At 43.0% G+C, this 10827-nt stretch carries 11 protein-coding genes; 6 read left to right on the forward strand and 5 right to left on the reverse strand.

The annotated features are described in order from the left end of the window. The 3 genes from VMW01_00880 to VMW01_00890 all read left to right on the forward strand — a co-directional run. Positions 1-222 (forward strand): type IX secretion system membrane protein PorP/SprF (locus tag VMW01_00880; GenBank protein ID HUW04790.1); only part of this gene is annotated, 222 nt, incomplete at its 5' end. A 17-nt stretch (positions 223-239) separates the two neighbouring features. Then, positions 240-1082, forward strand: coding sequence for a DUF4296 domain-containing protein (locus VMW01_00885; protein ID HUW04791.1), 843 nt, complete (start codon positions 240-242; stop codon positions 1080-1082). Next, on the forward strand, positions 1079-1957 hold the full coding sequence (locus tag VMW01_00890) for an amidohydrolase family protein (protein ID HUW04792.1): 879 nt from the start codon (positions 1079-1081) through the stop codon (positions 1955-1957). Before VMW01_00885 ends, VMW01_00890 begins: the two co-directional genes overlap by 4 nt. Here the strand turns inward: VMW01_00890 and VMW01_00895 are convergent, their stop codons facing one another. Next, positions 1958-2341 (reverse strand): hypothetical protein, encoded by a 384-nt coding sequence (locus VMW01_00895; GenBank protein ID HUW04793.1) that lies wholly within the window; start codon positions 2339-2341, stop codon positions 1958-1960. It lies immediately after the preceding gene. A 140-nt stretch (positions 2342-2481) separates the two neighbouring features. Between VMW01_00895 and VMW01_00900 the strand changes: the two genes are divergently transcribed. Further along, positions 2482-3258: a radical SAM protein gene (locus VMW01_00900; GenBank protein HUW04794.1), complete on the forward strand. Its 777-nt coding sequence runs from the start codon at positions 2482-2484 to the stop codon at positions 3256-3258. Positions 3259-3264: 6 nt separating this feature from the next. Further along, positions 3265-4371, forward strand: a complete 1107-nt coding sequence (locus VMW01_00905; protein HUW04795.1) for a glycosyltransferase family protein — start codon at positions 3265-3267, stop codon at positions 4369-4371. Here VMW01_00905 and VMW01_00910 read toward each other — a convergent pair. The 4 genes from VMW01_00910 to VMW01_00925 all read right to left on the reverse strand — a co-directional run bounded on the left by VMW01_00910 (position 4336) and on the right by VMW01_00925 (position 9154). Next, positions 4336-4944, reverse strand: coding sequence for a hypothetical protein (locus VMW01_00910; protein ID HUW04796.1), 609 nt, complete (start codon positions 4942-4944; stop codon positions 4336-4338). The genes VMW01_00905 and VMW01_00910 overlap by 36 nt on opposite strands. Before the next feature lie 13 nt (positions 4945-4957). Next, complete coding sequence (gene rpoN, locus VMW01_00915; GenBank protein ID HUW04797.1) at positions 4958-6415, reverse strand: RNA polymerase factor sigma-54; 1458 nt, start codon at positions 6413-6415, stop codon at positions 4958-4960. A gap of 14 nt (positions 6416-6429) precedes the next feature. Next, positions 6430-7827, reverse strand: coding sequence for an asparagine--tRNA ligase (gene asnS, locus VMW01_00920; protein ID HUW04798.1), 1398 nt, complete (start codon positions 7825-7827; stop codon positions 6430-6432). A gap of 85 nt (positions 7828-7912) precedes the next feature. Next, on the reverse strand, positions 7913-9154 hold the full coding sequence (locus VMW01_00925; GenBank protein ID HUW04799.1) for an aspartyl protease family protein: 1242 nt from the start codon (positions 9152-9154) through the stop codon (positions 7913-7915). Between the two features lie 1056 nt (positions 9155-10210). On the opposite strand from VMW01_00925, the gene VMW01_00930 reads away from it, so the two are divergent. Beyond that, positions 10211-10756 (forward strand): helix-turn-helix transcriptional regulator, encoded by a 546-nt coding sequence (locus tag VMW01_00930; GenBank protein ID HUW04800.1) that lies wholly within the window; start codon positions 10211-10213, stop codon positions 10754-10756. Positions 10757-10827: the final 71 nt, after the last annotated feature.

Raw genomic sequence — 10827 nt, forward strand, 5'->3', positions numbered from 1 at the left:
CCCGTTGTGTTTGAACTTAATGGTAAAATCACATATCGTAACAAGGTTTGGGGTGGCCTTTCGCTGCGCTGGAAAGATGCCGCATCAATCTTGATAGGCTATATCCACGACAACAAGTATATGTTTGGCTATTCATACGACTACTCGTTTACCGCACTAAGCCACTATAATAGTGGGACCCACGAGATTATGATCGGTGTGCTTTTCGAAAATATTAAGTAAGTTTGCCCTCAAAAAAAATGCTCAGATCACTTTTCCTGTTTTTAATTGGAGCCACTATATTTTCCGGCTGTAGCAACCATAATAACATTATCCCAGAAAAGGATATGGCTGCTATACTTTATAAAATGTACCTTACTGACGGATCACTATCTATAGCTGCCTCACCGCGAGAAATACTTGGCAGGGACAGCATCAACTATTATGGTGAAATTTTTAAATCATTTCATTCCTCTCCAGAACAGTTCAGTAAGAGCTATTATTACTACCTAGGAAAACCAGATATACTCGATAAAATTTATGATCAGGTAATCTTGAAATTGGAGATGGAAAACCAAGTCATAGATGATTCTATAACAAAAGAAGATAAACCCCAAAACTTGTGGAACAAAATGGCTATTTGGAATCTATCCAACCAGCACTCCAACGAAAAAATTGAATTTTCCGTTCCCGTTTCTCATAAGGGCGTCTATACACTTAAGGTGTTAGCCTTTGTAAGTCCTAAGGACATGTCCACCAACCTTCGAATAGTTGTTGGAACCTCTCCCTCAGACAAAACGCCCCTTGAGCAATTGAACAACAAGCAGGTAATCCCATTTAAAAAGGAAAATAAGGTAGATACCTATATTGCATCTTTTAATATTACAGATGATAAGCCAATCTTTATCAAAGGACGAATACTTGATTTTGATAATAACCCAGAAACACCACCTCTCCGCTTTGTCGGTATTCGTCGTATATCACTTACTACACCAGCTCTTCTTTCCGACAAAAAATCAACCCCCCATCCCACACCACCAATTCAGCCAGATAAGAATCGGATTCATCATCCCTACGAAGTTGTTCTTCCGAAAAAGAAATGAGGAAAATTTCCGCCTCTCTAGTATTTCCCATATCCTCCCCACCGATAAGGCATGGGGTAGTTGTGGTTGACCACGAAGGAACAATACTGGAATTGCAAGACACGCTTGATCGTGAAGCTGAAGACATTGAGCATTACAACGGAATAATATTACCTGGATTAATAAACACGTATGGGATTTCATGCGGTTCGTCCATAACAGATGAGAAGAATAAGGTCAGCAAAGAGACCAACCTGAAATACTTTCACTCCGGAACCGTTCTGGTAGGCATCGAGAAAAATGAAAATGACTTCCTTGGGGAATACCAGCCACACTCCCTTGTGACATACAAGGCATTGAGTTGCCTGTTGCCAGAAACCGCTCTACTTGTTGATCGTAATACCTCCTCAACAGATATACCCTTCCTTGTAAAATTTGGTACAGAGAGTGCAAGTTGGGAGACCACACTCAATCAGCTACTTCAACTTCCTCGCAACCTACATCTTCTAATTCATCATACAACCGAAATTCCGGAAAAGATCATTGCCTCCATAGTTTGCCATTTTTTGTTTTGCAGCTTTATTGTTTCAGAGACAACCAGTGCTGAATCAATTTCGAGATTGAGAAAACTTGGCTGTAAAATTGTTCTGGGCAGCGTCCAATCAGGCTCAACAAACATGCTGCAACTGCTTAAGTCAATTCAGGAAGTTAACGATAATATTGCCCTTGAGGAGATGCTCACTTGGGCCACACTTAATGGAGCAATAGCTCTTGGTGTTGATGATACCTTTGGCAGTCTTGAAAGAAATAAAAAACCGGGAATTCTTCTCCTCACCGGTATAAATATGCAAACTTTCAAAATCAAAGAAGAGGCAAAACTGAGAAGATTGGTCTAACTACTTCTCGTGGATACCATGAAATCCAACAAAATGTTCCTGATAGTAGTCGTTTAAAAACTGAACTATATCTCTCATCTTTTCTGGCTGCCCCTGCTCAAGTCCTTTCCGGATGGAATCGAGCTGAACCAAGAATTTTTTATGCAGAACATGATGCGCTTCTCTAGTGACAGCATCTGCCTTCATGAGCGCCAACTCCTCATCGAGTAATGAACCCTCAGCATAGTTGGCCAGCATGTAAAAAACATCGCCGATGAAACCATTCTCAATACCGGCTTGAGCCAACGCTTCCACCTTCGAAATAAGCTCACGGAACCTTTTGGCATTAATGGAAACTACCTCGAGATAATCTAGCTCACCGTTAAGTTTTTCGTGTTGTTCCATAGCTTAGTGTTTGCTCATAAAAATAGGGTACCTCAGTTCGTAACAAAATGATAATTGTCAACTATGTGTATGACTGTTTAAAAAACCTTTAGAAAACGTTTTAGCAGCATCAAAAGAGAATGCTAAATTTGCATAAAAAAATGGCCACGTTTATATTCGATAAAATTGTTTTCGGGCCGGTTAGCAGTCGCCGACTGGGTGTATCTCTCGGCATTAATCTGCTGCCAACCACCTGCAAGGTTTGTAACTTCAACTGCATATACTGCGAGTGTGGCTGGAATACACCAAACAGCAACAGGGAAAAGCTGCCAACCCGCGAGGAGGTGAGAAAAGCGCTAAATATCCAACTCAAACAAATGGCTTCAGAAAATAAGCCACCCGACGTTATCACTTTTGCCGGAAACGGTGAGCCGACGCTGCATCCTCAGTTCGAACCAATCATTGACGACACCATAGAACTTCGAAATGAACATTGCCCAAATGCCAGAATTGCGGTTCTTTCCAATGCAACCCGAATTAGCCAGGAATCCGTATTTCGCGCACTTCAGAAGGTTGATCAAAATATTCTAAAACTTGACGCGGCTACTGACTCACTTGTTGAGGCGCTTAATCAGCCAAACCATCCATACAGCGTTGAGAAAACCGTAGACAACCTAAAGCGATTCAATGGAAATTTTATTCTGCAAACACTTTTCGTAAGGGGAACTTACAACGGAAGCACTGTCGACAACACTACACCAAATGAGGTTGCCAAATGGCTGAAGATTGTTGAAATGCTTCACCCTAAGGAGGTGATGGTGTACACCATAAGCCGCGATACACCCGCTCAGGGATTGAAAAAAATTTCAAAAAAGGAACTTGAACAAATTGCACAGCAGGTTAGATTACTAAACATCGCCGTTTCTGTTTCAGAATAAGTTACCATGAATCCGACCAAGGTCTTTGTATGTCCGTTAAGCTGGGGTTTGGGCCATGCAACACGCTGCATTCCTGTTGTGGAGACCTTGCTGGCGCAAAAGGCCGAGGTGATTCTTGGTGGCAATGGAGCATCGGGCCAGCTGCTTCAAAAGCGTTTCCCCGAACTGTTGTTCGTGCAGACACCATTTCACGAAGTTAAACTCCATCGACACTTTCCGGCTTGGTTGAGCATTTTGGCTCAACTTCCAAGGCTTATTGGCGACCTGTTCAAGGAAAGGGGGGTTGCTAATCGAATGGTTAGTGAATACGGTGTAAGGATCATTATTTCCGACAACCGCTACATGCTTCGCTCTTCTAACGCTATTTCGGTATTGATTACCCATCAGCTCCGGCTCAAGCTTCCTTTAATGCTAACCCCTCTAGAACCGCTGCTGGCACTTTTAATCCGAGCACTAGTATCGCCCTTCTCCCAGATTTGGGTGCCCGATTTCTCTAATGAGCAAAACCTTTCGGGTGCACTTTCGCATGGATGGCTTTGCCGCAAAAAGGGTGTGGTTTATGTTGGCCCACTTTCGCGATTCAGGCTCCCCTTACCCCTGATACCAAAAGTTGGCGGAAAGGTTGTAGCCTTAATATCGGGGCCGGATCCACGTCGTTCTATAATACAAAAAAAGATTGTTGAACGGGCAATTGCCGAAAACATCACACTCACAATGATTTGCGGTAAACCAGAAAAATTCGGCGTTGAAAAAAAAGGGAACATAACGCTTTACCCTCATCTCTCCGATAATGCATTGGTACAGGAACTGGCTAGTGCCGAGGTGGTAATTGCCAATGCAGGGTATAGTACTGTTATGGACTTGTGGGCTCTAGATTGTCACGCCCTACTGCTTCCATTTCCTGGACAAACGGAGCAATGCTACCTTGCCAAATACCTCACTACTAAAGGAACTCATTTGAGCCCAATCACGACCAACCTCAACCTTACAGAAGAAATTAAACGCTTTTCGGAATTTCAATTTACGAAACTGGAAAACCACCTTGGTGTTGACCTACACCTTGCAGTTTTCAATTTATTAAAGGATGAGGAATACACCAACCATGCAAGTTAAACCAATCAAGTAGCCAGAGTAAATTTGCAGAGGAGAATGTTCATCGAGGCTCAGCCTTGCGGTGCCAACCACACCTGAAAGCAAAAGTGCCAAAATAAAGAACTCCAGAACATCTGCCCCTTGTTGCAAGTTGAGCATGAGCAGAAAACCAGTAGCTCCTCCAAGTCCCACCATATGCGCGCTGATTTTCCAAAAAAATGAGATTGCCAGCGTAATGAAAACGGCAATGGTAGAAGCGATCATAAACAATTTAATTACCCACAAACCCTTTATCCCCATTAATGTGTACACCGAAAATGCATAAAACAAAAATGCAAACAGGAAGGGGATAATTCGCTCAGTGTGGTTAAACATGTGTATGCTTTTCACCAACCTTTGCCTTAGAAAAATTGGTAGCATTAGGAGCGGAAGCACCAGCGTGTATACAAAAATCAGCAAGAAGATGCGAAACTTGACGCTCATTGGGTAAAAAGAAATGAGTGTCCCCGAATTGAACAAGGCCAACATTAAGAAGCTGGGCATGGCAATTGGATGCAATGCAATGGAGAGAATTTTAGCGGCGAGCTTGTTCATTGGATTCTTTCAATTAAAGTTCTTTTCTGAGGCGAGCAACCGGAATTCCAAGCAACTCACGATATTTTGACACCGTTCTGCGTGCAATTTGGTAACCCTTCTCCTGCAGAATGTCCATCAGTGCTTCATCGGTCAGCGGCTTCTTCTTGTCTTCAGCAGAGATGCAATCGGAAAGTATTGATTTAATTTCACGCGACGAAACTTCCTCGCCGCTATCGGTTTGCAAACCCTCTGAGAAAAAATACTTGAGTAGGAAGATACCAAAATGGGTTTGGATGTACTTGCTATTCACCACTCTGGAGATAGTAGAAATATCTAGCCCGGTAAGCAGAGCTATGTCCTTTAGAATCATAGGCCTAAGCCTTGTTTCGTCGCCCTCAAGAAAGTATTCCCGCTGAAATTGAAGAATTGCATTAATAGTGAGTAGGAGCGTGTTTTGTCGTTGCTTCAGCGCTTCTATAAACCACTTGGCGGAATCGAGCTTCTGCTTCACAAAGGTGAGCGTCTCCTTTTCGTTTCGCGTCATCTCGCCCTTTTTATGAGCAATCTGCTCCAGCATTTGGGAATACTCACGGCTAATATGGAGGTCGGGAACGTTGCGCGAATTTAGGCTCAACAGCAGCTCACCATCCTTAAGTTCGAGCATAAAGTCGGGAATAATGTGGGGTGACATGTTGGATTGATGATCGCTAAACCCACTTCCCGGCTTGGGATTTAACTTCAGAATTTCGTCGAGTGCCTCCTTGAGTTCCTCTTCTGTAATCCCCAGCTTACTTTCAATTTTATCGTAATGCTTTCGAGTAAATTCATCGAAGTGATACTTCAATATCTTTCGTGCTCTGGCAACTTCTGGTGCCGCCATCTCTTTTGACTCAATTTGCAGCAGGAGACACTCCTGCAGATCACGAGCACCAATGCCAACCGGGTCGAAATCCTGAATAATATAGAGCACCTCCTCCAGCTCGTCGTCGGTGGTTTCAATGCCCATGGCAAATGCCAAATCATCGGCCACCGCGGTTAACTTACGGCGAATGTATCCATCGTCGTCTATGCTGCCAATGAGATAAACGCCCAGCATCTGCTGCCGCTCGGTAAGCCGCCGTAATCCAAGCTGGCTCTCCAAATACTCATGAAAGGACACACCACCAGAAAAGGGTATCTCCTCGCGTTTGTCATCCTTGGAGTAGTTGCTGGCCACCAACTTGTAGGAGGGAACATCCTCCTCGTTCAGGTAGTCCTCCAAGGTAAATTCATCCTCACTGCTGTCGACGGTGTCCTCAGTAATTACCTCCTCTTCGTCCTGGTAATCATCCTCATGCCCCTCCTCCAGTATCGGATTCTCCTCCAGCTCTTTTTTAATTCGTTGCTCAAGCTGAATGGTTGGCAACTCCAGCAGCTTAATGGTTTGAATCTGCTGGGGAGATAGCTTCTGAAGTAACTTTTGCTGTAGACGTTGCCTAAGCTCAACCATTGTTCATCTTCCTATTAAAATTCAGCATTTTTAGGAGTTCGTGGGAATGGGATTACATCGCGAATATTGGCCATTCCCGTTACAAAAAGTACTAGGCGCTCAAATCCTAATCCAAAACCGCTGTGCGGTGCCGTTCCAAATTTACGGGTTTCAAGATACCACCAAACATCTTTCTCGGGAATGTTCAACTCGTGTATTCTATTTATTAAGCTGTTGTAGTTCTCCTCCCTTTGCGAACCACCGATTATCTCCCCTATACGAGGAAATAGCACATCCATGGCCCGCACGGTTTTACCATCCTGGTTCTGTTTCATATAGAAAGCTTTAATCTCCTTGGGGTAGTCGGTGAGAATTACCGGCCGTTTGAAGTGATTTTCCACAAGGTAGCGTTCATGCTCGCTCTGAAGGTCAAGGCCCCAACTAACCGGAAACTCAAACTTATGACCAGAGGCGATTAGAATCTCAATGGCCTTGGTATATGGCAACCGCTCAAAAGAATTTTCGACTACAAATCGTAACCGATCAATAAGTTCATTATCATACATCTTGTTGAGAAACTCTAGATCGTCCATACAATTTTCGAGGGCATAGCGAACTAGATATTTCAGAAAGTCCTCGGCGAGGTCCATGTTGTCCTTAATGTCGTAGAAGGCCATCTCCGGTTCAATCATCCAAAATTCAGCAAGGTGTCTAGGTGTATTTGAATTTTCTGCCCTAAAGGTAGGACCAAATGTATATATCTCAGACAGAGCCAATGCCCCCAACTCACCCTCTAGTTGTCCAGAAACCGTTAAGTTTGTTGCCTTTCCAAAGAAGTCTTGAGCAAAGTCAATCTTTCCCTCCTCTGTTTTTGGTATGTTCTCCAAGTCGAGCGTAGTTACCTGAAACATGGCTCCAGCACCCTCTGCATCGGAACCGGTAACTATTGGGGTATGAAGGTAGAAGAATCCACGATCGTTAAAATACTTGTGAATGCCGTAGGCCATGGCGTGACGAATGCGAAGCACCGCACCAAAGGTGTTGGTTCTTGGACGCAGATGAGCTATCTCACGAAGAAATTCAAGGCTGTGTCCCTTCTTTTGCAGCGGATAGGTTTCAGCGTCGGCAGTGCCGTAAAGCTCTATCTCCTTTGCATGCATTTCAACTGGTTGTCCAGAGGCAGGAGACTCAACCAAGGTTCCGCTTACACGGATGCACGAGCCTGTGGTGATCAGCCTCAGCAACTCCTCCGAATAGCTTTCCGGATTGGCTACAATCTGAATATTTGAAATGGTGGAACCGTCGTTAAGGGCAATAAACACAACGCTCTTGTTTCCTCTCTTAGTTCTTACCCATCCTTTTACAACAAAATCACGTCCGGTCTCCTTCGACACTAGCAACTCTTTAATTTTAGTCCTACCTGGTGTATGCATACTTTTTTACATTTCGGATTATCACGACAAAATTACACTTTTTGCTGGGAGTTGCTCTCCTTACACCAAAATGGTGTAGCATATTTTATACCAATCTGCGCAGCTTAAACTTAAACAGCATTTTTACACCGTTACGATACACCACCATAGTTATTGACTTTCCCTCGCGACTCTTGAACAAATCTGCTATTTCCGACAACGTAAGAGTGTTGGCCTGAACACCATTTATGGAATATATCTGATCATCGGGCAGTATGCCAGCCTCCTCTGCCGGGGTAGAATGGCCAACGCTTAAAACCTGGTAGGCTGGCAAACCAACCACAACCGTTCCAACCTCCAGTCCTGACATATCGTATTCAAACTTTTCGGAGAAGTTGCCATTTTTTCGCAGTATTAAACGATTATGTGGATAATCGAAAATAACATTGAATCTTCGAAAAATATCCGCACCAATGCTCCCGCTTCTTCCTTGAGTAATTGACACCTCGCTTATGGAAGAGGTATCAGGGAAGGCGGTTATTACATTAGCCAATTCAAAGGTACCAATTTTGACCTTATCAACTCTCGAGATCTGCCCAGTGACGTTTCCGTTAAGTCCTTGCCCTAGAACATCTGCTCTTGCATTCTCCTTCGGTTTAATTCCGCTATTGCTATTGGGGTCGAGCCAAAGGGCAAAGCTCATGCCCGTGTCCAGCAGCAATGTAACCGTTCTCTCAACCCCACCGTTGGTAACCACCACATCAACATAGGGTTTCCCTTCGATAATCTTAATAGGAATGGCCTCCTCGTTTCTCCTAAGTTGAGTCCTAAAGCGCTCCGGGTTATAGAATGCTAGTGAATGGTTAACATAGTTGATCTCCACTACGAATTGTTCAAAAACTGTACGCCCTATAAGCCCATTTATGGATATTCCCATACGGGTTGAAAGGTTGAATACATCGTTTAAAAGAACAATAACTTTTTGGTTGTGCCCTACGAGCCGTCCAACCTGCAAACTGTTATTCTCCGATGCAAGCGCCTCAAGCGATTCGCTGTTGCCAAGTCCAGTGACTAGAACCTTTCGAGCGTCGTTTAGCGATACCACTCCACCACTGCTCACCTCTGTAATTAGTGTTGAACCAACCCCCGAATCGAGGATAAAGTTCATGGAGTCGGATCCGTTAATAGCAACAGGAATAACAACTAGGTGGGAGGCCATTGTAAATGAAGATCGGTAGGCGCTGTTCCCTCGCGTTAAGTTAAACACGCCGGAATCGGGTTCTCCTGCAAGGCTTATTGTAACCACAAGCGTTGCGACTGTCGAAATTATGTAGGTTAAAGTTTTCATGGCGTTGGGTGTTAGGTGAAACATAGCGGTCGCTAAGCCGCTTATCTTTTCTATCTTTAAGACACACCACTAGCAGACTTACCCTACAGAGAATGTTTCAAAGCGGTAAACCTAGTTGCTCTTCAATATCTGATATATACTTCCTATCACATGAAATTAAAAGGAGGCCATTACTTCCAACCTAACTATCCAATTTCACCTAGGAAGTTCAAACGATTTCATCAAGCCTTTGCCCAATTCACTCAAAAAAACACGCTTACTTGTTGGGCAGGAGTTCCGCTTTGTTGCAAATGATGTTCTCCCAACTTTATGCCTCTAAGTGATTTAACAAGAGAGGTCAACTTCTACGTTAAGGGGCTTGTTTTTTTGATAGTAATTCCTACATTTATTAAACTTAATCTAGACTCCTCGGGAGTCTATTGGAGTTGGCAATAAAATATGGGTAATACTGCTTTTCTGTTTATAAATGGAGCTTTAATCACGACATGCATCATCATGTCGTTTGTATTTCTATTCCTCCCTCTGCCAAAAAACAAAGGACTAAGAAATTATCGCATTTCCCTTCGGTATTTTGCGTTGGCCTACTTCTCCTTGGCAGTTCTTATGTCCATGATTGTGTCGCCCAATAACAGTATTGTTAATATTTTCATTGAAATTACCGCCATCTCTTTACAAACAATCTTATTTTCCTTCGCACTAATCAACTTGTTTGACAACTCTTTTGTAAACAAGATTTATGTATGGAAACACCTTTCCCCTACTGCGCTTTTTATTCTTTTTATGTTTGTATTCGTTTGGGGTTGGGGTAATCCCACCTTGCAAAACACAGATGATTTTATACATAATTTTACGCATCCTACGGTGATTTTAAATATGTTGTTTCTCTTGTTCTGTATTGCTCAAGTAATCTACTTTACACGATTGTTTTTGTCGCAAGAAAAAGAATATGTTTTAAAATTAGCCAATTACTACGCCGACACCTTTCAATTACGGCTAAGTTGGGTTCGTTACTGTTTCTTTGGTGCTTGCGTATTTTGTATTCTTATAATCGTCTCAATGTTTATAACTTCGCCCTCATTTGAATTGGTTGTTATAGTAATAAATATAATTTTCTATGTTGTGTTCGGGCTTTGCTACATCCAATATCCCCTTACCTACACCAGTATTGAACCTATTCTAAACTCACGACAGCCGGTAAGTAGCAAAGAGCCAGAAGTAATTTTCAACAATTTTTCGTGGGAAAAACTAAAGTCCATTATTATTGCCGATAAGTATTATCTCCGCCCGGAATTAAATATCGAAGAGATGGCCCTATACCTAAAGGTAGGGCGCACCAAACTTTCAAACTGCATCAATAAAGAGGGAGGGATGAATTTTCATGCCTGGATAAATAGCCTCAGAATAGAAGAGGCGAAGAGGCTTATCCAGACAAATCCAAACCTTTCTTTTGCGCAAATAGCGGAGATGGTTGGCTATAGCGAACAATCCAACTTTAGTCGCCAATTTAAACAGATCGTCAACCAGGCTCCCACCATTTGGAAGCATGAACAACTTTCGAAAAACGCTCAAATTAACAATACTAGATCGAACTTAAACACCTAGCTGTCTCTACGCTTCTCATTACAGCAACAACCTATTCCAATGATTGTTGCTGAAGTTCTCCTTGCTCCTAC

The organism is Williamwhitmania sp., from assembly GCA_035529935.1.
In the GTDB taxonomy this organism is placed as follows: Bacteria; Bacteroidota; Bacteroidia; order Bacteroidales; family Williamwhitmaniaceae; genus Williamwhitmania.

Excerpts from the sequence above, each read along its gene's own strand:
- VMW01_00885 (HUW04791.1), top strand. The coding sequence starts at position 240 with ATGCTCAGATCACTTTTCCTGTTTTTAATTGGAGCCACTATATTTTCC.
- VMW01_00890 (HUW04792.1), top strand. The coding sequence starts at position 1,079 with ATGAGGAAAATTTCCGCCTCTCTAGTATTTCCCATATCCTCCCCACCG.
- VMW01_00895 (HUW04793.1), bottom strand. The coding sequence starts at position 2,341 with ATGGAACAACACGAAAAACTTAACGGTGAGCTAGATTATCTCGAGGTA.
- VMW01_00900 (HUW04794.1), top strand. The coding sequence starts at position 2,482 with ATGGCCACGTTTATATTCGATAAAATTGTTTTCGGGCCGGTTAGCAGT.
- VMW01_00905 (HUW04795.1), top strand. The coding sequence starts at position 3,265 with ATGAATCCGACCAAGGTCTTTGTATGTCCGTTAAGCTGGGGTTTGGGC.
- VMW01_00910 (HUW04796.1), bottom strand. The coding sequence starts at position 4,944 with ATGAACAAGCTCGCCGCTAAAATTCTCTCCATTGCATTGCATCCAATT.
- rpoN (HUW04797.1), bottom strand. The coding sequence starts at position 6,415 with ATGGTTGAGCTTAGGCAACGTCTACAGCAAAAGTTACTTCAGAAGCTA.
- asnS (HUW04798.1), bottom strand. The coding sequence starts at position 7,827 with ATGCATACACCAGGTAGGACTAAAATTAAAGAGTTGCTAGTGTCGAAG.
- VMW01_00925 (HUW04799.1), bottom strand. The coding sequence starts at position 9,154 with ATGAAAACTTTAACCTACATAATTTCGACAGTCGCAACGCTTGTGGTT.
- VMW01_00930 (HUW04800.1), top strand. The coding sequence starts at position 10,211 with ATGTTTATAACTTCGCCCTCATTTGAATTGGTTGTTATAGTAATAAAT.